Genomic DNA, 22,232 nt, shown 5'->3' with positions numbered 1-22,232 from the left:
CTGCGCACGCGACGCGACTCGGTCGGACGACAGAATGAGCACGCAGGCCGGGAGTCGGGCGGGGTTGAGCCGCCGACCTTCACGGTCGCACCGGGCGTTCGGGGGTGAATTCCAGCCGACCCATCTCGGGACGGTCGAGGGGAAGTACGTTCGCCTACGATAGCACGGCCCGTTTTGGGACGTGCGGGCGGGACGGTGAAGCCGCGGGGACAAGCCCCGCGGTACTTCACTCCCGCTCGCCTCGCCGGCTGATGCGGGCAAGCAGCGCCGCGGCGCCGGCCAGCGCGAGCACCGCCGTGAGTGCGCGGAACCCCGGCGCGTTCGCCACGGTGCTGGATGAGCCCTCGCCAGCCTCCTCACCCGCGTGCGTCGCGCTCGTCGGCCGAACCGCGATCGCGATCGTCTGATTGCCGACGGTGGCGTTGTATTCGCCACCCGAGGCGATCCGCCTGGTGAACGTCACCCGCGTGCTCGTCCCCGGCGGGACGGACACGGTCTCGGCGGTGACGGTCACCTCCCGCTCGCCGGCCGACTCGAAGGCCGTGGTGAGCGTCGGTTCGGTGGTGTTCGCGTCGACCGCACCGTCGCCGTCGAGGTCCCAGTCGTAGCGGACGATCGTCCCGTTATCGGTCGACCCGCTGGCGTCGAGCGTGAGCGACTGGTTCACTGTGACCGTCGACGGCGACGCCGAGAGCGTCGCGTCCGGGGCGTACGGCTCCCCGACGACGAACGACACCTCGGCGGCGTCGCCGTTCCCGTACGTGTCGAACGCCGTCACGCGCACGGTGTACTCCCGCTCCTCGGCGAACGCGTGACTCACGGTCGGATCCTCGGTGACCGCGTCGACCTCGCCGTCGGCGTCGAGGTCCCACTCGTAGCCGGCGACCGTGTCCGCGGCGGTCGTCGCGCTCGCATCGAGGGTGATGTTCTCGCCGGCCGCCGGGTCCTCGGGCGCTTCCAGCGACGCGCTCACGTCTGACTCGACGCAACTCCCGGCGTGGACGAACACGCGCCGGTCGAGCGCGAGCGACCGCTCCGTCCCGTCGCCGCCGTAGAGCACGCAGTCGGTGATCCGGTGCTCCTCGCTCCCGGAGTAGTTCCACGTGCCCCACGAGGGCGCTCGCTCGTTGTAGCGCGGGCGGATCACGATCGTCCCCGAGAGCGAATCGAGGCCGCGGTAGGCACCCCCGTCTGTGCGGTTGTCCGCTCACTTCCAGTCGACGGTGGTCGTCGAGGCGCCGATGTCCCACTCGTCGCCGATGAACGGGTACTCGTCGTCGCCTACGCCGTCGGCGCGCTCGGCGTCGTCGCGTCGCTCGCGGGCCTCGTCGGTGCCGGCCCCATCGCGGCGCCGGCCGGCGGCCTCGTCGGCGGACTCGCCCAGTCGATACCTCCGACAGAGGCGTGTACGCGAGTGCATTCTGAGGGAGCTCAGTAGTCCGCCCGCGCGCGCTCGAACCGATCGGCCGGGAGGCGAAGGTCGTCCAGTCCGGGCAGGTGCTTGACGTTGTAGATCACCCGAAGCTCCTCGGTGACGGGCCGCCCAATACACGAGAGCCGGAAGCCGCGGTCGACGAGGTCGTCGGTGAGGACGTTGTCGACGGTGCTGTCTAGCTCGCCGTCGACGACGGCGACGGCGCAGTTCGCGCACGCGCCGCCTCGGCAGGCGAACGGCCAGGCGAACCCCCGGGCTTCGGCCGCCTCCAGCAGCGTCTCCCCGGGTTCGGCGAGGAACAGCCCGTAGTCCTCGTGGTCGAGGTCGGCGCCCGCCGCGGTCTCGAAGAGGTCCGGGTCGTCGACCTCCCAGCCGTGGTCCGCGACGACCTCGTAGTTCAGGTACTCGACCCGAGTCGTCGTCTGCGCCGAACCGTCCGCGCCGGTCTGGCCCGACCCGCGTGCTCCGGAGGCGGCGGTGCCACCGGCGCGGCCCGCGGCGTCCGCTCGCGCCCCGTTGCGCGCCGTCGGCGGCGCGTCCGTCCCCCACTCGTCGATTGGGCCGTCGGCCTCGTCCGGTTCGGCCGTCGGGGGCGCCGCCCGACCGGACACGACGACCTCGTACGCCTCGCGGACGCGCTGGAACTCCTCGGCGGAGCCGCCGCGATCCGGGTGGGCTTCCTTCACGCGGCGCCGGTACGCCTGTTCGACCTCCGCGTCGTCGGCGTCGGCGTCGAGCCCCAGCACGTCGTACGGAGAATCCACGATGCGTCGTAGGGGAGAGCGAGGTATATGGCCTTCCCCGGACCGCCGTCTGCTGTTGCATAGCTGACACACAACCCCGATGCAGAAATACGCGCACGGGTGCTGTACTCTGTGGGGAGTGGGTGCGGAACGGATAAAATGTCAGAGGGTTCCGCCGCCGCTCGCCCCCTCCACGGGGGACGGCGAACCCGTTTTCGCCCGCCGTGCGTCGAGTATCGGATGGGATCGTTCAGGTGTCTGGCGTCCCGGCCGGTGAGTCGGTAGTGGTTCCGTTCGGGGTTCGGATCGTCGTTCCGTTGGGGGCATCGGTGGGCGCCCCCGCCGGCGTTCCCTCCGGCGTCTCGGTGCCGCCGTCGTCACCGTCGCTGTCACCGTCGTCGGGGGCGCCGCCGGTCAACACGGACAGCGCGCCCTCGTCGGTGTGTCTGTAGGCGCTCTCCATGCCGCGGCGGCGGTACTCCTCCGAGAGGATCTCGTTGCCCCACGGCCCTTGGAAGCCGGACGCGCGGACCGCCTCGACGAACCTCGAAACGTCGAAATCGCCGTATCCGGGCACGCGTCGCATGTTCACCGTATTCTCGACGAACCCCCCCGACCGGTATCGGTGAAGCCGTCGTCGATCTCGACGGCGGCGACGTCGCCCGGTTGGAGCGACGCCACGTCGTTGTCCGAGATCGTCTCGATGTTGGTGATGTGCCAGGTGTCGAGGAAGAGCCCGCCGTTCTCCGGGGGGAAGACCCACTCCAACGCCTGATCGATCGTCTGCGAGTTCGGGTCCGGCGGGAGGATCTCCATCCCGATCAGCGTGTCGACGGCGGCGGCCTCCTCGCAGATCTGCGCGAATCGCTCCGCGAGCGCGTCGGTCTCGATCGGGTAGCCGTTGATGTTCCCGATCTTGATGTACCGGGCGTCCATCGCGTCGGCGGCGTCAAACAGGAGCTGGCGCGTCTCCTGTTCGGCCTGCCGCCGCGGGTCGTCCTCGGGGAGGAGCCAGTTCACGAGGAACTCCAACTCGATGATGTCGAGGCCGGCTTCGCGGATCGTTCGCCCGATCCCCTCCAAGGTCCGACCCTCCGCTTCGATCATGTGCTGGAGGTCGGCGTGGTAGAGCCCGATCCCGTCGAACCCGACCTCGGCCAGCATCTCGACCCGGTTCTCTAGATCCCACGGACTCCACTCGCGACTCGTGAACGGCTTCACGTTGCCCGCGTGCGCCCAGTAGGAGGCGATCAGATTCACGTCGGCCGCTTGTTGCTGCTGCTGGCTCGGTTCTACTGCTCGGTCGCCATCCGCATCGAGCGCCGAATCGGCTTCGGCGGCGCCCACGCCGAGCGCGACTGTTCCACCCGTCGCCTTGAGTACGTCTCGTCGTTTCGGTGGCATGGTGTCGTCACTCTCCGATTCGTTCGCGCCGCATCGCGGTGCGTCACACACAATATCTGTGTGACACGTTATACACCGACACGATCCACAAAAAGGGTAGTTGGCGGTTTGCTCCGTTCGGTCCTCGGTTCCTTGTCGCGCGTTCGCTCGTTTGTTTCCGGGTTGGTGACCCGGTCGCCGCCCCGATTACAGTGGCCGGCAACGGCGCCGCTTCGCGGGCCGTACTCGGCCCCGAGTGGTCGCCATCAGACGCGTACCGGTCGAGGCGTGGGCATCAGGTGACAACCTTCAGTCAACTTGATATGCTGGTACGTGAATAGGTAACGCGGGCCATGACAACTGCAAGCCCGGACCAGCTGCGACGGATGTACGAGGACATGGTGACGGCGCGCCTGTACGAGGAGCGCCTTCAGGACGAGTACATGGAGGGGAAACGACCCGGATTCGACATCAGTACGGGAGAGATCCCCGGTGAACTGCACCTCGCGGCCGGCCAGGAGGCGGCCGCGGTTGGGGTGTGTCACCACCTCCGCGACGACGACACGGTCACGGCGCCGCACCGCCCGCACCACGTCGCCATCGCGAAGAGAGTCGACCTGAAGCGGATGACCGCGGAGATCTTCGGCCGGGAGACCGGTCTCTGCTCCGGGAAGGGGGGACACATGCACCTGTTCGACCCGGACGTGAACTTCGCGTGCAGCGGCATCATCGCCGAGGGCTGCCCGCCCGCGGTGGGCGCCGGACTGGCAGCGAAGAAGCGCAACACCGACAGCGTCGCCGTCGCGTACCTCGGCGAGGGAGCGATCGACCAGGGCGGCTTCCTCGAATCACTCAACCTCGCGAGCGTCCACGACCTGCCGGTCGTGTTCGTCGTCGAGGACAACGACTGGGCGATCAGCATGCCGAAAGAGCGCGTCACGCGGCCCGACGACGGCTCTAAGCGCGCGGACGGGTTCGACATGCACGGCGTCCGCGTCGATAGCGACGACGCCCGCGCGGTCTACGAGGCCGGCGGCGAGGCGGTCGGCCGCGCCCGCGACGGCAACGGCCCGACCCTCCTAGAGGTCCAAGTCCACCGTCGGATGGGTCACTTCATGGGCGACCCCGAGACGTACCGACCTGAGGAAGACCAAGAACGCGCGGCCGCACGCGACTCAATCGACCGACTCGCAGCGGATATGCGGGAGTTCGGGATCGATGACCAAGAGCTGGAGGAGATCCGTGACCGCGCTGCGAACCGAGTCGACGAGGCGGTCACGTGGGCCAAACAGCAGCCGCTTCCGGAGCCGGAGGCGGCCCACGACCACGCGTTCACGAACCCGCCCGAGGGCGTGACCAGCGAGGAGCCGGAGTTCGCTGATTCCGGGGCGGCCGCCGGGGGTGACGACTGATGAGCACGCCCGAGCAGGAGGCCGTCGGTCGGACCGCGACGATGAGCGACGCGATGGTCGAGGCGGTCGCCCACGAGATGCGCGCGGACGAGGAGGTGTTCTACATGGGCGAGGACGTCGCCGACTACGGCGGCATCTTCGACTCGACCACGGGGCTGCTCGACGAGTTCGGGCGCGACCGCGTGATGGACGTGCCCATCAGCGAGACGGCGTACCTCGGCGCGGCTGTCGGCGCCGCACAGGCCGGGATGCGGCCGATTGCCGAGCTGATGTTCGTCGACTTCTTCGGCGTCGCCATGGACCAGATCTACAACCAGATGGCGAAGAACACCTACATGAGCGGGGGATCGTTCAGCGTCCCGATGGTGCTCACCACCGCGGTCGGCGGCACGTACAACGACGCCGCCCAGCACTCCCAGACGCTCTACGGGACGTTCGCGCACCTCCCCGGCATGAAGGTGGTCGCTCCCTCGACGGCGTACGACGCCAAGGGGCTGATGCACAATGCCATCCGCGACGACGATCCGGTCGTCTACATGTTCCACAAGCGGCTGATGGGGATCGGCTGGCTGCCCGCACCCGACGGGCCGAAGACGCCCGTCCCCAAGGAGGACTACACCATCCCGTTCGGCAAGGCCGACGTGAAGCGCGAGGGCGACGACGTGACGGTCGTCACGCTCGGCCTGCACGTCCACCGGGCGCTGGAGGCCGCCGAGATGCTCGCAGACGAGGGGATCGAGACGGAGGTGATCGACCTCCGGACGCTGAAGCCGCTCGACCGCGAGACGGTGTTGGAGTCGGTCCGGAAAACCGGTCGACTCGTCGTCGTGGACGAGGACTACCGGTCGTACGGCGTCACTGGCGAGATCATCTCCAGTGTCGCTGAGGCGGATCTGGACTCGCTGGAGGCGGTCGAGCGCGTCGCCGTCCCCGACGTGCCGATCCCGTACTCCCGCCCGATGGAGGACGCGGTGATCCCCGGTACCGACGACGTGGCCGAGGCGGTCCGCTCGGTCGGCGAATGAGCGACGCGAACGCGACGGACTCCGAGGCCGACGCCGACTCGGACGGCGACGCGAACCCCGTGGCCGGCGCCGAGGGCGGCCGCGTCCCCGTCGACAGCGGGGCGCTGTGGCCCGGCGACACAGACGACGAGGTGGGCCTGCTGCTCAACTGGTTCGTCCCGGAGGGCAGTCACGTCGCCGAGGGCGACCGCATCGCCGAGTTCCAAGTCGAGAAGGTCGACGTGGACGTGCCCGCGCCGGCGACGGGAACGCTGGCGGAGGTCGTCGTCGACGAGGACGGCGAGTTCGACCGCGGCGACGCGCTCGCGTACGTGGAGCCGGAGGGGTGATCGTGGCGTGAATCCCTCTCACCCTCCCGACCGTTCTGCAGGCCGCGCCGCCCGCACGAACGGCGGCGGCGCGGCCGACGCACCGAGAGACGAACCGGCGACACGCACCGTCGCCGAGGAACGCACTCCGAGCCCGATGCGGCGGACGATCGCCCGCCGGCTCCACGAGAGCTACAGCGAGGCGGTCCACGTCACGGCGACGCGCGTCGTCGACGCCGAGGCGCTGTTCGACGAGGTGGACGCCGCCGGCGACCGCCACGGCCTCGACCTCTCGCTGTCGGACGCGCTGCTGGTCGCGGTCTCGGCGACGCTGGACCGAAACCCGTCGTTCAACGCCACCTTCGAAGACGGAACCCACCGCGTGTACGAGGAGCACAACCTCGGCTACGGCGTCGATCTCGACCAGGGCCTCGTCGCGCCCGTCCTCGCGGACGTTGGCTCGCTGTCGGTCGCGGCGGTCCACCGACGCCGGACCGCGCTCGTCGACCGCGTGCTCGCGGGCGATTACGACACCGCCGACCTCGGCGGCGGGACGTTCACCGTCTCGAACCTCGGGCCGCTCGGGGTGGACTCGTTCACGCCGATTATCAATCCCCCGCAGGTGGCCATACTGGGCGTGAACGCCGTGCGAGAGCGGGCGGTCCGCGCCGGGGGAGGCGACGGAGCCGGCGACGCCAGCGGGACCGACGCAGGCGAATCCGGCGTTGCGTTCCGCCGGCACCTCCCGCTGGATCTCAGCTTCGACCACCGCGTCGTCGACGGCGCCGACGCGGGGCGGTTCCTCCGGACGCTCGCGAGCGTGATCGAGGACCCGGACGGACTGTTCGGGGGGTGACCGCGAGCGCCGGCTCCGCGTTCGCCCCACTCATCCCGTCGGGTCGAGCGCGTCGCGCAGCGCGCTCGCGGCGACCTACTACCGCCAAGCGACCGCTATTCGCCGTCCAGCGACCGCACGCGCGCCGCGCCGTCGACGTCGTCGACGACGGCCGCGACCGCGTTCGGGACCGCCTCGCGCCAGTTCCCTGCCTCCCCGTTGCCCGCAGCGTCGGTCCGTTCCCCACACCGGTCGTCGCCCGCCGCCATCGACTCGCGGATCGCCGTTCCGCTCACCGTCCGGTCGGCCTCGACGGTCCGCACCGCGCGGCCGTGCTCGCGCAGTCTGTCCGCCTTCACCTCGTGCCACGGTTCCAGCACCCGCAGGAGGTGCAGCGCGTCCGCTGGCGCGTAGTGCTCCCACAGCTCCGGTCGGTTGATCGGGAACGGGAGCACCCGCACGGGCACGCCGAGGTCCGCGGCGCCGAGGGCGGCCGTCACCATCCGGTGGCGCTCGTGGTAGCCGAAGGGGTTGTTCCGCGGGTCGTCGCGGTCCGGGTCGGCGGCCTCGTGGGCGACGTGGGAGGGGTCGGCGTTGGTGATCCCGACGATCAGCTCGTCGCACTCACCGGCGGCCCACTCGCAGTACGTGAGGTGGCCGTCGTGGAACGGCTGGAAGCGGCCGTGGACGTGACCGACGGTCATCGCCGCTCCCCCGCTGCCGGCCAGCGCGCGGCCGCCTCGACGAGCCGGGACGTGTCGCCGTCGGTGGCGTCGCGTATCGGCGCGTCGCCGCGATCGACCGGCCCGAGTCGGACGGGGTCGGCGCCCTCGACGCCCCGAAGCCGGTCGGTCACGCGCGCCAGCGCCTCCGGGGTTCCGATCGCGGCGAAGGGCCCGTTCGTCTCAACGGTCACGTCGGGCAGCGTCCACCATCCGGCGACCGCGTCGGCGACCGCCGGAAGCACCGGGAGTCGGTCAAGCCGAAGCGACCGCCCCTCGCTGGCGACCAGGCGGCCGACGCCCCCGACCCCCTCGCCCGACACGTCGGTGACGCGAGCCAGGTGCCGCGCCGGATCGAACGCCTCGCCCGGACTCGGTCGGCACGCGGCCAGCGCCTCCGCCACGGGCAGCGCGTCCCGAGCGAGCCGGTCGCGCCCCAGTTCGCGGAGGCCGCGGTCGCCGTCGAGGCTGCCGAGCGCGAACGCCGCCAGCCCGCCGAGCGGCCGCGTCACGAGCGCGCAGCAGTCGTCGGGCAGCGGCGGCGCGGTCGGGTTGACGCTCCCGCGGGCGATGACGCTCGCGCCGAGGACCCACCCCTCGCCTCCGTGGGCGATCACCGACGCGGGCACCACCTCCGCCTCGCGCGGGACGCCGGCGCGGTACCAGGCCGTCGCACGCGCCGCCGGCGGGTCGACCCCGGCGGGCGCGGCGACTACCGGTCGGACGGTGCGCTCCGCCGTCGCTCCTCGTGCGTACGCGTCGTTCCAGGCGTTGAGCGCGGCGATCCGTGCCTGCTCGGGGGGCAAGAGGTCCGGGAACGCGTGGACCGCGTCGACGTTGGCGGCGACGGACCTCACGAGGCCGGTGCCGGTGCCGGCCGCTCCGGGGTCGCTGCCGCCGCTGCGGCTGTCACCGCGACTGTCACCGTCGCTCCCGTCGATCGTACTGTCGGTCCCGTCGGCCGGGCCGTCGCCGTCGTCGTTCGCCGATCGGAGGTGTTCCAGCCAGAGGAGGCCGCCGCGGTGTCCGGGCAGCTGCACCGCGTGGCCCTTCCCGATCGTCACCTCCGGACCGTCGAGGGCGGCGTAGGCCGTCGCCAGCGCGTCGCCGAGCCCGTCCGGGTCGGCGAGGTCGTCGCCGACGAACGCGCACGCGAGCGTCACGATCGGGCGTGCGTCGCGGTCCACGGTCCCGTCGCCGTCGTCGGCGGTGAACGGCACCGCGGGCGTCGACTTCCCGAGGGCGACGACATCGGTGTGTCGCTCGATGTCGCTCACTGTCCCGTCGCGGCCGCTCGGCACCACGGCGGCGTCTGTCGCTGGTCCGAGGCGAACGCTCGTGTCCGCGAGTGCGGTCGCGATCCGCTCGCGCGCCGGGAACACCACCCTGTCGAGCGGCGTTTTCCCGGCACAGCCGCACCGACGTGGATTGGCGCCGATCCCGGGCGTTCTCGCCGGGGCTGCCGGACCCCGTTCGCGGTCACTATCGCCGGTGTCGGCCCCGTCGCGGTCGCGTCCGCCGTCGGCGACGGCGCGGCGCCGGGTCACTCCTCGCGGGGCCACAGCGGCGTCACCTCCGTCGTCGGGTAGTCCCGGACCGCCGGCGTCCGGCGGAGGCCGTCGAGCATGACGCGGTCCGCGGCCGCCCGCACTGTCTTCAACAGCTCCCGGCCGCGCACGTCCCGGAACCCGCCCCGGGCGGCGGGGCGCTCGCCGACCGACTCTACTTTGTCGACGCGGACGGGCTCGGCGACCATCGTCACCGGCACCGGCTCGCCGGAGTGGACCACGTCCTCCGCGCTCGGCGTGGTGTGATCGGCGGTGACGACGGTGACCAACTCGGGGTCGCTCAGCGCCCGGTCGACGACCGGCGCGAGCGACGCGTCGACGGTCGCCAGTTCGTCGCGCTTTTCGGCCGGGCCGGCTGCGTGAGACACTTCGTCCGGCTCCGGGTAATGGACGTGGACGAACTCGTGGTCCCCGAGCGCGTCGAGCGCGCACTCCGCCCGAGCGTCGTACCCCTCCAGGGGCGCGACGTGGGCCATTCCGAGGGTCCGCGCGAGCCCCGTCAACACCGGCTTGGGCGTCACGCTCGCCGCTTCCAGGCCGTGACGCTGGCTGAACGATTCGACTCGAGTCGGCGTTGCGGCCCACTTCGAGAGCACCACGTCGGCGGGTCCGGGCTCGTCGGCCAGCGCCGACCGCGTCGCGCGCGTATACGCCCGCAGCGCGTCGGCCGTCCGACGGGCGGCAGCCCGGTCGTCGGCGTCCCGCGTCGGCTCGCTCGCGATGACCGGCAGGTCCTCCTCGAAGGGGTCCACGTCGGTGACGGACGCCGACACCACCGTGTCCGCAGTAATCGTCACCAAACCACGGTTCTTCCACGTGTATTCGAACGTCGCGGTGCAGCCTTCGACGACCGGCACGTCGACGGTAGCGACGCCGGGACGCTCCGAGAGCGCGGGGAAGTCAACGGCGTCGGCATCGAGGTGGCGGTCTGCGACCCGCGTTCCGGTCTCGGGGTCCACCGACGCGAACGCCGCCGAGCAGACGACGCTGCCCGCGGGCGGCTCGCGGCCGAACCCTCGCGCCTCCAGCACGCCCCGCCCGGGCACCTCTGCGGGGTCGTAGCCGAACAGCCGGGTGTGCGCGAGGTCGCTCGACAGCGGGACGCCCGGGTCCGCGACGTGCATCGTCCCGTTGATCCCCGCCGTCGCGATCCGGTCGAGGTTCGGCGTCTCGGCCGCCTCCAGCGGGGTCCGGCCGTCCAGCGTCGCCGCCGGCCGGTCGGCCGCGCCGTCGAGCAGGAGCAGCAGGATAGAGCGGTCGGTCCCCCGCATCACTCGAGTCCGAGCGTCTTCGCGATCGTGCGCTTCTGGATCTCCGTCGTCCCCGCGGGGATCCGGAGGTTTCGGGCGACCCGGAACACGCGCTCGACGCCGCCCGCGCGCATCAGCCCGTAGCCGCCGAGCACCTGGATCGCGCGGTCGGCCCAGTCGAACAGCCGGTCCTCGGGGTAGTACTTCAGCATCGACAGCTTCCGGCGCGCGGTCGTCGGCTGGTGGAGGTCGTGGAGGTTTGCCTCCGCGTCGTAGGCGCCGAGCAGCGCCGTCCCAAACTCGCGGACGGCGTGGATCTCCGTCGCCGTCTCGACGATGGGCCACTGCACTGCCTGATTGGTTCCGATGGGTTCGCCGAACGTCTCGCGGTCTTTCGCGTACGTGAGCATCCGGTCGAGGAGGTACCGCCCCATCCCGGCGCACATCCCGGCCCGGCCGGCCCGCCGCCAGTTCACCCACGACAGCGCCAGCGGGAGCCCGTCGCCCACCTCGCCGACCAACTGGTCGCCGTCGACCCGGCAGTCGCGCAGATGCACGTCCGAGGTGATGCCGTCCATCATGATGTTCAGGTTCGGCTGGCCCACCTCGTAGCCGGGGTTGTCGGTGTCGACGAGGAACATTCCCATCGTCTCGTGGGGCGGTCCCTCCGCTCCCTCCACCGTCGCGAGGATTTGCGCGGTGTCCGCGAACGGCCCGTTCGTGATGTACCGCTTGTCGCCGTTGAGCACCCAGCCGTCGCCGTCGCGCTCGGCGGTCGTCGAGACGGCCGTCACATCGGATCCGGCGCCCGGCTCGGTGATGCCGATGCAGGCCGTCTCTCGCCCCTCGACGAGCGGGCGGAGCCACTCCTCCCGCTGGTCCTCGTCGAGGTGTAACAGCGCGGGTGAAGGGCCCTCGGTCCACGCCATCATCGCGCGGGCGACGCTCGACCCGTGGCCCGTCCCGTAGCGGAACACCGCCTCCTGCACGTAGAAGTGCTCGCGGTTCGTGAGGCCACCGCCGCCGACCTCCTCGGGGAGGTGCAGCGCGTACAGCCCCTCGTCGGCGCTTCGCTTCCGTATCTCCGCTTGCATCGCCCGCGTCTCGGGCTTCATGAGGCCGTCGTCGTCGAGGTAGTCCAGCGGACCGCCGACGTGGTCGGCGTGCGCCTCTTCGTACGGCAGCACCTCCTCTTCGATGAACGCTATCACCCTGTCGACGACCGGCTGTACGTCGTCGGGGACCGCGAACTCGCCGGCGAGCGCGTCGTCCTCGGGAAACGTTGACATACGGTAGCGATTCGCATACCGACGAATAAGTGTTGGCTCGTCCGGACCCGTTCGCCGGTTCACGTGCTGACCGGAGGGTTCTTGCCGCGCACGCGACAGTGCGAGTTAATTCGGTGACCTCCACAGAGGGGTATAAATTCGGGGAGCCCGTCCGTCGACCACTGGAGATGAATTCCGCACGACTGAGTACCCGGTTCGAGCGTTCCCTGGAGCTGTGTACTCTTGAGTTGTATACCACAACCCATTTGTTTTGATTCCCACACGCGATACCATACACATTCTCTGCGTCGATGACGACGCAGATTTTCTGGAACTCACGGCGACGTTTCTCGGACGAAAACTTCCCTCAGCGACGATCCACACCGCGACACGGATAGCCGAAGCGAACGATCACCTCGCGTCGCAGACTATCCACTGTATCGTCAGCGATCACGAGATGCCGGAGCAAACTGGGCTCGAATTCCTCGCGTCAGTGCGTGACTAGCACCCCAATCTGTTGTTCATCCTGTTCACAGGGCGGGGCTCCGAAGAGATCGCCAGCCGAGCCATCTCCGCCGGCGTCACGGATTATCTCCAAAAGCGGGGCACAGAACAATACGACCTACTCGCCACGAGAATACGTCACGCCGTCGCCGAGTACCAGACCGAACACCAACTCAACGAACGACTGAAAGAGCTCACTACCATCCAGGCGATCAGTACACTCCTGTCTGAGAGCCAGGAGGCTTCGACGAAACCGCTCCAGCAGATCGTCGAATACCTCCCGCAGTCCGTACAGTATCCGGACAAAGCCGTCGCACGACTCCGTGTGGACGATGAGACGTTTCGGTCACCGTCTTACGACTCTCCCGCGTCCAGTCTGACGGCTCACGATGTGACAGTCGCCGGTACGGAACTTGAGCTTACAGTCGGCTATGTGGATCCGCCGATCGCTGAGACCGAGGGAGATCTATTTCTCCCCGAGGAACAGGAACTCATCGAGACGGTTCTCCAATTAACTACTGCGCATCTCGACCGTACACACGTACTCTCTGATCTCCGTGAGGCCAGCAGGCGGCTCGAACTCATCTTGGAGAACACGGCCGCGTTGATGTATCTGAAAGACGAGGACGGCCGGTATGTGTTTGTAAACGCCGAGTACGAACGATTGTTCGATCTGCGGAGTGAGGAACTCGTAGGCCGGACTGCTTCGGAGATCCACCCGGAAGACGTGGCGGCCAGTTTCCGCGAGAACGATCAGCGCGTGCTCGACTCGGGGGACCCCCTCGAGGTCGAGGAACGAGTCATTGTCGACGGCCTCGAGCAGATATTCCTCTCGCTCAAAGTCCCTACGAGAAACGACGCCGGCGACATCGAGGGCGTCTTCGGGGTTTCGACGGATATCACACAACGGAATCGACGCGAGCAGCGACTGGAGAACCTCAATCAGACCATCACCCAGCTATTAGCTGCCGGGACAATAGAGGAGGTAGCCGAGGCCGGGGTGGAGGCGGCTCGGGACGTCCTCGACCTTCGAGCATGTGCGATCCACCTGTTTGATTCTGAAGTCGATGGGCTTGTTCCGGCTGCCAGCACGACGGAGATCCGGGACATCGTCGGCGAACTCCCGACATTGAATCGAGGGGAGGGCATCTGCTGGCGTGTCTATTCCGAGGGGTCCCCGGTCGCGATCGCCGATGTCACTGCCGACCCGGATGCGTACAACCCGGAGACGGGACTGCGAAGCGAATTATATCTGCCGCTTGGCGAGTACGGCCTCCTGATCGCTAGCTCACCGACGCCGTCGAAATTCGATAATCAAGAGGAAACGATCGGCGAACTCCTCGCGGTCAATATCGTCGCCGCATTTCGTCAGATCGAACAGAAGCAAGCAGTACGGGACCGGGAAGACGCACTTGCCGAACGGAACGAGCGGCTCGAACAGTTCGCCAGTATGGTCACACACGACCTCCGAAATCCGTTATCTGTGGCGTCGGGTAACCTCGAACTCTATCGAGAAACTGAAGCCGAATCGAATCTGGAGACGATAGACCGAGCGCTCACGCGAATCGAGGAAGTCATAACGGATCTCACTGCGCTCGCACGACACGGAACGACGGACGACGAACGCGAACCGGTTTCGCTCCCGGGGGTCGCCCGTGACGCATGGGACCTGCTCGATACGCGATCCGGGACGCTTTCGACGGAACCGTGTACGGTGACCGGTGACCGGAGTCAACTCCAATCGCTGTTCGAGAATCTGTTTCGGAACGCTGTCGGTCACGGTGGCGAAGGTGTGACTGTTCGGGTGGGGCCGCTTGACACCGGATTTTACGTCGAGGACACCGGCGAAGGGATCGCTCCCGAACGGCGCGATGCGGTCTTCGAGCACGGCTTCACCACGGGGTATGGGGGGAGCGGAATCGGTCTCACGATAGTCAACCGCATCGCTGACGCACACGGCTGGACGGCTTCCCTCGCGGAAAGTGTCGAGGGCGGTGCACGATTCGAGTTCCATGGTGCCATCGATGGTACATGACCACGGAGGGCTCCCCAGCATGCGGACCGTAGAGCGGCCGCCGAGGGAATCTCTCCCGAGCGCAGGCGACCCGCGCCGAACATCGGCCAGTCGGTGTTCGAGTCAGCTCCCGGCGTCGCCGAGGGTCCAACTGTGCTCACACATCCTGAGAGGACGCCGACGGCTCCGCCGGCTAGTCCGGGGAGTACCGCGCGTCTGGAGGGCATCGTTCTCACACCCGATCGAATCTCGATAGCCCTTCTGCACCGGACTCCGGTCGCCGTCTCAATTCGGGCGGAACCGAACGCGTTGACCCCCGAGCGCCGCTCCGGAGGGTTCGACGGCCCCCGGTGAATCACCGACCGGTCCACTCCAACACGGTCGCCGCCCAGGTGTACCCCGTGCCGGCCGCGAGAAAGAGGACCACGTCGCCGTCGGCGACGCGTCCGCGGTCGAGCCCCTCCCGGAGCGCGAGCCCCTGATCCGCGCTCTGCACGTGGCCGTAGTCGTCGAGGTAGTACTGCTCGCCCTCGTCGACCCCGAGTTCGCCGCAGAGGTACTCGTGGAACGACCGCTTCATGTGGGTGAGCGCCAGGAAGTCGATGTCCTCGCGCACGTACCCCGAGTCGGCGAGCGCGTCATCGGCGACCGCGAGGAACGCCGGCGCCGACACCTCCGCGAGTCGTCCCTTCATGCCCTCGGGATCCGGCACCGTCAGCGTGTGTTGACCCGCTTCGACGGTCTCACGGCTGGGGGGGTTCGCGGACCCGCCAGCCGGCATCACCACGTCTCGGGAGAAGCTCCCGTCGGTCGTCGCCGCCGACTCTCGGACGACCGCGCGCGTGCGGTCGGCCGCGGGATCGGCCTCCAGCACCGTCGCGGCCGCACCGGAGCCGAAGTTGAACATGAAGCTCGCGTCCTCGTCGGCGTAGTCGACGAGGTCCTCCTCGCGGCTCGCGGTGACCAGCAGCGCGCGGTCGATGTCGACGACGCGGAGCTGGGCGGCGGTGTGGCGGATCGCGATCGGCGCGCCGGCACACAGCGCGTACGACTCGTGAGCGTAGGCGTCGGCGGCGCCGAGCCGTTCCGCGATATCCGCGGCGGCCGACCAGACGACGTGGTCCTTGTACTCGCTGCCGTGGTACAGCACCAGATCGAGGTCGGCGGCGTCGACACCTGCGTCAGCCAGCGCCTCGCGCCCCGCGGCAACGCACATGTCCGAGACGTGGTCGTCGTCCGGGGGACATACGCGCTTCTCGCGCATGCCCATCTTCTCGACGACGACCTCTTCCGGAATCCCGCTGGTCGCGGCGATCTCCTCGCCGGTGAGCACCTCGTCGGGCACGTCCGTGCCGAGGCCGGTGAGGCCGACCGGCCGGCCCTCAGCCATCGAACCACCGCCGGAGGCGGCGCGGGACGGCCTTCGAGAGCGTCCCGCCCATCCGGTCGCGGGCGGTGCCCAGCAGGCCGTTCGGGACGTACAGCACGAACAGCACGAACAGCAGGCCGACGTACAGCGCCGCGTGGCCGTTCAGGAAGGTGTCGGTCGCTTCGGCGACGGTGAGCCCGTTGTAGATATCCGTCGCCAGCGTCGCGTCGCCGACGTTCGCGCGGAGGTACGGCAGCAGGCCGCCGCCGCCGCCCTCCTTCGAGAGGAACTCGCGGACACCCGCGTCGAACAGCTCGCCGTACAGCGGGCCGGCGAGCGTGCCGAAGCCGCCGATGATCGACACCAGCAGCGCGTCGCCGGCGACGAGGAAGTAGAAGCCGTTCTCGGGCGTCACCGAGCGGCGGAACCCGACGAACAGCGCGCCGGCGACCCCCGCGAAGAAGCCCGAGGCGACGAACGCGCGGAGCTTGTACGCGTAGGTGTTGTAGCCGATCGCGCGGGCGCGCTCCTCGTTCTCGCGGATCGCGATCAGCGTCCGTCCGAACGGCGAGTGGACGAGCCGCTGCATCGCCAGGTAGCACACGAGCACCACCGCACCGATCGCGTAGAAGGACACCTCGGTGGGCGAGAGGGTGATGAACCCGAGCAGGCCCTCGACGGAGTCGCCCGTCAACTGTCCGATCGCGACGTTGAGCGCGTCGACGCCGGGCACACCGATCTGGAACCCCTCCAGCTTCTCGGTGACGGCGACGCCGTCGCGCGGCGCCGTGCTCACGAAGTCCCAGTCGCGGACGAACACGTACAGCACCTGCGAGAAGCCGAGCGTGATCATCGCGAAGTACACGCCCGAGAGGCGGAACGACACGCTTCCGATGGCGAGCGCGAGCGCCGCGGCGGCGACCCCCGCGAGCACGAGCAACAGCATGAACGGCGTCTCCGGGCCGAGCAGGGGAAGCTTGTCGTTGGCAGCGAGCGCGACCAGGTACGCGCCGGTGCCGTAGAACGCCGCGTGACCGAACGAGAGGTAGCCGGTGTAGCCGCTGATGAAGTCGAACGACATCGCGAACAGCGCGAAGAACAGCACCACGACGAGCGTCTCGATCCGCGGGAGCAGCGCCGTGAACTCCGCCGACAGCCCGGAGTTCACCAGCAGCGCGTAGACGCCGGGGTACAGCGCGAACGCGAGGACGACGCTCAGGTGGACGAGATGGTCCTCGGCGTACCGTCGGTACCACGCGGTGTCGGTGTCCGTGGCGATGTCGGACCGCTCGACTGCGGCGGTCCCGTCGGGGCCATCGGCGCCGTCGGCGCCGTTTGCGCCGGTGTCGGCGTCGGCCGCCGGCTCGGTCGGGCCGGCGTCGACCGGCTCGCCGCCGTCGCCGGCGCGCTCGGGCTCCGGTTCCGGCTCCTCCCCGGCGTCGCCGCGGGAGCTAATGGCCCCCCACCTCCGAGACGCCGTAGAGCCCCTGCGGCTTCACGATCAGCGTGATCACGAGCACGAGGAACACGACCATCTCCGGCAGGCCGGTGAAGCTGACGACGTTCTGGAACCACCAGGTCATCGTCGAGTCGACGAGCCCGACGATCAGCGCGGCGACGACGGTGCCGCGGAAGGTGCCCAGCCCGCCGACGATGACGACGACGAACGCCGGGAGCAGCGTCTCGGCCCCGAGCGGCACCGACGCGCCCCAGGCGGGGTCCCACGCGAGCAGGACGCCCGCGGCGCCGGCGATCCCGGTTCCGAGCGCGAACACGACGGTGAACACCCGGTTCACGTCGACGCCGAGCGCGCTCAGCATCTCGCTGTCCTCGCTGCCCGCCCGCACGAACAGCCCGTATCTGGTGCGCGTGAGAAACAGGTGAACGCCGACGACCGTCGCGACGCCGAAGAGGACGTGAAACAGCTCCAGCCCGCTGGCGGACACGCCGGCGACGCCGATCGAGTCGGCGAGGAACGCCGGCTTCGTGCCGAGCACGTCCTGCCAGACCGTCGTCGGCTGGAGCCCGTAAAACAGCACGACGATGCGCGCGAGCTCGTCGAGCACCAGCGTCACGCCGAAGGTGAGCAGGATCTGGTACAGCGGCGGCCGGTCGTAGATGGGCCGCACGAGTCCGACCTCCAGCGCCCCGCCGAGCGCCGCGAGCCCGCCGAAGGCGACGACGACCGCGGCGCCGAACGCCAGCAGTCGCCCGACGCCGCCGGTTGACTGGGCGACCGTGATCACGAGCACGAGGCCGCCGAGGTACGCGCCGAGCATCGTCAGCGAGCCGTGCGCGAAGTTGAGCACGCCCATCAGCCCGAACACCAGCGTCAGCCCGGCGGCGATCATCACGTAGAGGCTCGCCTCCGCCAGCCCTCGGACGATCACCTCCCCGAGGGTCGATGGCGCGAGGAACTCGAACAGCGCGTCGGCGAACTGCAGCGGGAGCGCCGGAAGCGCCGACAGGACCGACAGGACCGGCACCGCGGACAGGGCGGACACGGCCGCGCTCATGCCGACAGGTACCTCCGGAGCCGTTCGGCGTCCGCGCTGACGTCGTCGGTGTCGCCCTCGTCGACGACGGTGCCGTGATCGAGCACGTAGAAGCGGTCCGCCACGTCGAGCGCGAGCGGGAGGTTCTGTTCGACCAGCAGCATCGAGGTGTCCGCGGCCGCCGCGGTCAGCGCCTCGGCGACCGCCTCGACGACGAGCGGGGCGAGCCCCTCGCTCGGCTCGTCGACCAGCAGCAGGTCGTTGTCGCCGACGAGCCCGCGGGCGATGGCGAGCATCTGCTGTTGGCCGCCCGAGAGGTCGCCCGCGTTCGCCTCGCGCCGCTCCTCGAGGTCCGGAAACGTCTCGAAGGCGAGCTCCAGCGCCGCCGCGGTGTCGTCGGCGTTCGGGACGGCGACCCGGACGTTCTCCTCGACGGTGAGCTGGGCGAACATCCGGCGGTCCTCCGGGATCCACCCGACGCCGCGGTCCGCGACCTCGTGGGTCTCGCGGCCGACCAGCTCCTCGCCGCGGTAGCGGATCGACCCCTCCCGCGGCGGCGTCAGCTGGAGCACCGACCGCAGCGTCGTCGTCTTGCCGACGCCGTTGCGGCCCATCAGCGCGACGACCTCGCCCTCGCGCACCTCCAGGTCGACCCCTTCGAGGACGTGGCTGTCGCCGTAGTACGTCTGGATCCCGTCGACCGCCAGGAGCGGTGCTCCGTCTGCGCCCGCATCCGCGCCCGCGTCGGCGTCGGCGTCCGCGCTCACGCGGGCTCGCCCCCGTCGGTCCCGTCGGCTCCGTCCGGATCGCCCGTTCCCTCCGCGGCGTCCCCGCCGGCCGTCCCGGGCTCGTAGCCGCCGAGATACGCCCGCTGCACCGCCGGGTCGTCCCTGACGGCGGCCGGCTCGTCGTCGGCGATGACGGCGCCTTGGTTGAGCACGACGACGCGGTCGGACACCTCCATCACGATGTCCATGTTGTGTTCGACCAGCAGCACGGCGTGGTCGGCCGCCACGTCCTCGATGAGGTCGACGACGCGGTCGACGCTCTCCGAGGAGACGCCGGCGTTCGGCTCGTCCAGCAGGAGCACGTCCGGGTCGCCCGCGAGCGCGACGCCGACCTCCAGTTGTCGCTTGGCGCCGTGCGAGAGCGCCCTCGCGGGCACGTCCGCGCTGTCCGCGAGGCCGACGCGGTCGAGGATGTCGTACGCCTCCTCGATGTAGCGGTCGAGCTGGCCGGCGTTGCGCCAGAAGTTCGTCCCGGCGCCGTCGGCCGCTTGCGCGGCCACGCGGACGTTTTCCAGCACCGTCGAGTTCGCGAAGACGTTCGTCACCTGGTACGACCGGTGGACGCCGAGGTTCGCGACCTCGTGGGGCGCGGCACCGGTCAGGTCGCGCCAGTCGTCGCCGTCGCCGTTGCCGTCGTCGCCGGCCCCGGAAGCGCCGTCGGTGCTCGCGGGGCCGGTCCGCAGTTCGACGGTGCCCTCAGTCGGTTCGAGCACCCCCGTGAGGAGGTTGAAGAACGTGGTCTTCCCGGCGCCGTTCGGGCCGATGAGCGAGCACAGCTCGTCGCCGCCGAGGTCGAAGTCGACGGCGTCGACCGCGGTGAGGCCGCCGAACCGCTTCGTGAGGCCCCTCGTTCGCAGCATCGACTTACAGCGAGCAGTTCATCCCGTCTGCGTCGGCGGGGATGGTCGTCTCGTCGGCCGCGATGCGGGCGACGGGCTCGCTCGGCTGGATCGGGGCGCCCCAGGAGTCGCTCCACTCGTCGGCCGTCGGCACGACGTTCGCGACGGTCATGGCCGACCGCGCCTGGTTGTTGTACTCCTGGAAGGTGTACGCGTCCGTCCCCTTCGGCGTGTCAGCGACGGTCATGCCGCGCAGCGCGCCGGCGATGTCGGCGCCCTCGGTCGAGCCGCTCTCCTCGACAGCCTGCACGATGGCGGAGGCGGCGGTGAAGGTTCCGGAGGTGAAGAGATCTGGGACCTTCCCGTAGGCGTTGACGTATCCTTCGACGAACGCCGAGTTGATCTCGTTGTCGTACTGGTTCCAGTGGTAGCGGGTCGTGAACGGCCCGACGCCGAGTCCGTCGAGCTTCTCGCGGGTGAGCGGTTTCCCGAGCTGGTTCTGGAGCAGGCTCCCGACGACGCTGTTGGTGATCTCCGTGGCGAAGCCGCCGAAGATCGTGTACGAGTACTCGCCGTTGAGATAGGCGGTGAACAGGTTCGGGAGCGTGGCGACGGTGAACCCGCCGACGATGCCCTCGGCGCCCGCGTCGGCCGCGTTCTGTAGCAGGCCGTCCCACTCGCTGTAGCCGCGTGGAACGAACCGCTTGCCGACGATCTCGACGCCTTCGGCCTTCAATACCGCCTCGTAGTTGTTGACGACGGCGCGACCGAACGAGTAGTCCGCGCCGAACAGGTACACTGAGGAGACGTCCGACTCCCGCGCCACGTATCGGCCGCCCGAACGGGCGTCCATCGCGGTGTTCTCCGAGGCACGGAAGATCTGCTCGCCGCAGGTCTCCGACTCCGAGGTGATCGAGGCGGACGCCGCCGGGCCGATCATCAGCGGGACGCCGGCCTGCTTGGCGACGGTCTGGATCACGCGCGTCGCCGCGCCCGAGGAGGTGCAACCGAACAGCATGTCCACGCTCTCGTCGGTGACGAGGTTCGTCGCGAGCGACTGCGCCCTGTCGGCGGAGAACTGCGTGTCGCGGACCACCAGCTCGTAGTCCACGTCGCCGACGCTGACGGTCTGGGTTCCGGTCTCGGCGGCGAGCTGCGGCGCTCCGCCGGCCTTGTACGCGAGCCCCGAGGAGAAGCCCCACAGCGCCTGCTTGCCGTAGTACTGAAGATCGCCAGAGACTGGCTGCAACACGCCGATCTTGACCGTCCCCGACGCCCCGCCCGAGCTTCCCGCTGTCGTGCCTTCCATGTCGTCGCTCGCCTCCGTGTCAGCCTGCGTGTCTGTCGACCCGTCGGTTCCGGTCCCGTTGCCGCCGCCGCTACAGCCGGCCAGGCCGGCGATCCCGGTCGCGCCGAGCGCGGCCAGCGTTCGCCGCCGTGTGATACGCTTGCTCATACAGGAGGATCCTGCGGGCTATCCGGCAAGAACTGCGTGGTTAACATGTGAACGCGACGCCGAGCGCTTCCTACTCCTCTAACTCGCTCATCGCGTCGACGACGCGCTGGAGCATCTTCCGCTGGCCGCGCCGGAGGTTCTTCGAGACGGCCGGCTTGGACACGTCGAACTGCTCGGCGAGCGTGCCGAGCGTGGCCGAACGCGGGCTCTCGAAGTAGCCCTCCGAAGCCGCGGTCTCCAGCGTCTGGCGCTCCACGTCCGAGAGGTCCTTGCAGCCCTCGATGAGCGTCATCGCCGCGCCGGCGTTCTGGATGAACCCTTGGAGCTCCGGGAGGTCCGGCTCGTCGCGTTCGAGCACCTCGTACTCGTTGTCGCGGTCGAGCCGCGAGAGCGTGCCGTCGGCCTCCCCGCGGTCGTCGAAGCCGACGTGCCACAGCTCCGAGCCGTCGGCGATGTAGAACGGGCCGGTGATGTAGCCGCCGCCGTCGCGGACGGTCGACATCGCGGCCGTCTCGTCGATGACGGTCCGGATGTGACCGACCCCGCCCGTCTTCGAGAGGAGCGTGTACTCGCGCAGGCCGTCGTGCTCGCGCAGTTCCGTCAGCCCCCGCCCGAGCGACTCGCGGTCGTCACCCTCGACGACCATCCGCGTCTCCAGCGAATCTGTCGCGGTGTCGAACTCCCAGTGCACCGCCGAGAACGCCAGATCGTGCTCCTCGGTGGCGTGGATGAACGGGCAGTCGTACTGCTCCATGTCCAGGGTGACGTCGATCATGGTGCTCCCTCCGATCAGTGGAACATTCGCGGAGACCTACATA

General features: G+C 69.5%; 22 protein-coding genes. 6 read left to right on the top strand and 16 right to left on the bottom strand.

The features are described from left to right. Nucleotides 1–226: 226 nt before the first annotated feature. From BUE16_RS08085 to BUE16_RS08065, 5 genes are all read right to left on the bottom strand, one after another. Nucleotides 227–1,147: a PKD domain-containing protein gene (locus BUE16_RS08085; protein ID WP_073308364.1), complete on the bottom strand. Its 921-nt coding sequence runs from the start codon at nt 1,145–1,147 to the stop codon at nt 227–229. Nucleotides 1,148–1,207: 60 nt separating this feature from the next. Next, nucleotides 1,208–1,420 (bottom strand): hypothetical protein, encoded by a 213-nt coding sequence (locus BUE16_RS08080; protein ID WP_073308362.1) that lies wholly within the window; start codon nt 1,418–1,420, stop codon nt 1,208–1,210. An 11-nt stretch (nt 1,421–1,431) separates the two neighbouring features. Continuing rightward, entirely contained in the window at nt 1,432–2,199 is a 768-nt protein-coding gene (fer, locus tag BUE16_RS08075; RefSeq protein WP_073308360.1) for a ferredoxin Fer, read from the bottom strand. Between the two features lie 229 nt (nt 2,200–2,428). Beyond that, nucleotides 2,429–2,764, bottom strand: a complete 336-nt coding sequence (locus BUE16_RS08070; RefSeq protein ID WP_073308357.1) for a hypothetical protein — start codon at nt 2,762–2,764, stop codon at nt 2,429–2,431. A 2-nt stretch (nt 2,765–2,766) separates the two neighbouring features. Then, complete coding sequence (locus BUE16_RS08065) at nt 2,767–3,582, bottom strand: sugar phosphate isomerase/epimerase family protein (RefSeq protein ID WP_073308355.1); 816 nt, start codon at nt 3,580–3,582, stop codon at nt 2,767–2,769. 365 nt (nt 3,583–3,947) lie between these two features. On the opposite strand from BUE16_RS08065, the gene BUE16_RS08060 reads away from it, so the two are divergent. From BUE16_RS08060 to BUE16_RS08045, 4 genes are all read left to right on the top strand, one after another. Beyond that, the gene (locus BUE16_RS08060; protein WP_073308353.1) at nt 3,948–4,973 is read left to right on the top strand and encodes a thiamine pyrophosphate-dependent enzyme; all 1,026 of its coding nucleotides are present in this window, start codon (nt 3,948–3,950) and stop codon (nt 4,971–4,973) included. Next, nucleotides 4,973–5,998 (top strand): alpha-ketoacid dehydrogenase subunit beta, encoded by a 1,026-nt coding sequence (locus BUE16_RS08055; RefSeq protein ID WP_073308351.1) that lies wholly within the window; start codon nt 4,973–4,975, stop codon nt 5,996–5,998. The genes BUE16_RS08060 and BUE16_RS08055 overlap by 1 nt, the downstream gene beginning before the upstream one ends. Beyond that, a complete protein-coding gene (locus tag BUE16_RS08050) occupies nt 5,995–6,327 on the top strand; it encodes a lipoyl domain-containing protein (RefSeq protein WP_079991556.1) in 333 nt (110 codons plus the stop codon). The genes BUE16_RS08055 and BUE16_RS08050 overlap by 4 nt, the downstream gene beginning before the upstream one ends. A gap of 136 nt (nt 6,328–6,463) precedes the next feature. Beyond that, the gene (locus tag BUE16_RS08045; RefSeq protein WP_079991555.1) at nt 6,464–7,162 is read left to right on the top strand and encodes a 2-oxo acid dehydrogenase subunit E2; all 699 of its coding nucleotides are present in this window, start codon (nt 6,464–6,466) and stop codon (nt 7,160–7,162) included. A gap of 95 nt (nt 7,163–7,257) precedes the next feature. Here the strand turns inward: BUE16_RS08045 and BUE16_RS08040 are convergent, their stop codons facing one another. From BUE16_RS08040 to BUE16_RS08025, 4 genes are all read right to left on the bottom strand, one after another. Continuing rightward, nucleotides 7,258–7,845, bottom strand: a complete 588-nt coding sequence (locus tag BUE16_RS08040; protein WP_073308346.1) for an adenylyltransferase/cytidyltransferase family protein — start codon at nt 7,843–7,845, stop codon at nt 7,258–7,260. Beyond that, nucleotides 7,842–9,245, bottom strand: coding sequence for a hypothetical protein (locus BUE16_RS08035; protein ID WP_143165393.1), 1,404 nt, complete (start codon nt 9,243–9,245; stop codon nt 7,842–7,844). Before BUE16_RS08035 ends, BUE16_RS08040 begins: the two co-directional genes overlap by 4 nt. Nucleotides 9,246–9,406: 161 nt before the next feature. Further along, the gene (locus BUE16_RS08030) at nt 9,407–10,702 is read right to left on the bottom strand and encodes an alkaline phosphatase family protein (protein ID WP_073308342.1); all 1,296 of its coding nucleotides are present in this window, start codon (nt 10,700–10,702) and stop codon (nt 9,407–9,409) included. Beyond that, the gene (locus BUE16_RS08025; RefSeq protein WP_073308341.1) at nt 10,702–11,970 is read right to left on the bottom strand and encodes an acyl-CoA dehydrogenase family protein; all 1,269 of its coding nucleotides are present in this window, start codon (nt 11,968–11,970) and stop codon (nt 10,702–10,704) included. Before BUE16_RS08025 ends, BUE16_RS08030 begins: the two co-directional genes overlap by 1 nt. Nucleotides 11,971–12,220: 250 nt before the next feature. Between BUE16_RS08025 and BUE16_RS17205 the strand changes: the two genes are divergently transcribed. Further along, a complete protein-coding gene (locus BUE16_RS17205) occupies nt 12,221–12,454 on the top strand; it encodes a response regulator (RefSeq protein WP_234972358.1) in 234 nt (77 codons plus the stop codon). A gap of 12 nt (nt 12,455–12,466) precedes the next feature. Then, nucleotides 12,467–14,488 carry a sensor histidine kinase gene (locus tag BUE16_RS08020; protein ID WP_234972357.1) on the top strand — a complete coding sequence of 674 codons (2,022 nt, stop codon included), beginning with the start codon at nt 12,467–12,469 and terminating at the stop codon, nt 14,486–14,488. A 334-nt stretch (nt 14,489–14,822) separates the two neighbouring features. Here BUE16_RS08020 and BUE16_RS08015 read toward each other — a convergent pair whose 3' ends face one another. From BUE16_RS08015 to BUE16_RS07985, 7 genes are all read right to left on the bottom strand, one after another. After that, entirely contained in the window at nt 14,823–15,857 is a 1,035-nt protein-coding gene (locus tag BUE16_RS08015) for a 3-oxoacyl-ACP synthase (protein ID WP_073308339.1), read from the bottom strand. Continuing rightward, a complete protein-coding gene (locus BUE16_RS08010) occupies nt 15,850–17,004 on the bottom strand; it encodes a branched-chain amino acid ABC transporter permease (protein ID WP_234972356.1) in 1,155 nt (384 codons plus the stop codon). The genes BUE16_RS08015 and BUE16_RS08010 overlap by 8 nt, the downstream gene beginning before the upstream one ends. Nucleotides 17,005–17,287: 283 nt before the next feature. Beyond that, the gene (locus BUE16_RS08005) at nt 17,288–18,352 is read right to left on the bottom strand and encodes a branched-chain amino acid ABC transporter permease (protein WP_079991553.1); all 1,065 of its coding nucleotides are present in this window, start codon (nt 18,350–18,352) and stop codon (nt 17,288–17,290) included. Continuing rightward, complete coding sequence (locus tag BUE16_RS08000; RefSeq protein ID WP_143165399.1) at nt 18,349–19,038, bottom strand: ABC transporter ATP-binding protein; 690 nt, start codon at nt 19,036–19,038, stop codon at nt 18,349–18,351. The genes BUE16_RS08005 and BUE16_RS08000 overlap by 4 nt, the downstream gene beginning before the upstream one ends. A 56-nt stretch (nt 19,039–19,094) precedes the next feature. Further along, nucleotides 19,095–19,979: an ABC transporter ATP-binding protein gene (locus BUE16_RS07995; protein ID WP_073308333.1), complete on the bottom strand. Its 885-nt coding sequence runs from the start codon at nt 19,977–19,979 to the stop codon at nt 19,095–19,097. Nucleotides 19,980–19,983: 4 nt separating this feature from the next. Beyond that, on the bottom strand, nt 19,984–21,267 hold the full coding sequence (locus tag BUE16_RS07990; protein WP_394327425.1) for an ABC transporter substrate-binding protein: 1,284 nt from the start codon (nt 21,265–21,267) through the stop codon (nt 19,984–19,986). A 217-nt stretch (nt 21,268–21,484) separates the two neighbouring features. Beyond that, complete coding sequence (locus BUE16_RS07985) at nt 21,485–22,189, bottom strand: helix-turn-helix domain-containing protein (RefSeq protein ID WP_073308329.1); 705 nt, start codon at nt 22,187–22,189, stop codon at nt 21,485–21,487. Between the last annotated feature and the right edge of the window lie 43 nt (nt 22,190–22,232).

Source organism: Halobaculum gomorrense, assembly GCF_900129775.1.
GTDB lineage: Archaea > Halobacteriota > Halobacteria > Halobacteriales > Haloferacaceae > Halobaculum > Halobaculum gomorrense.
The sequence above is the reverse complement of the archived record's forward strand: the minus strand, read 5'-3'. Positions and strand labels throughout refer to the sequence as shown.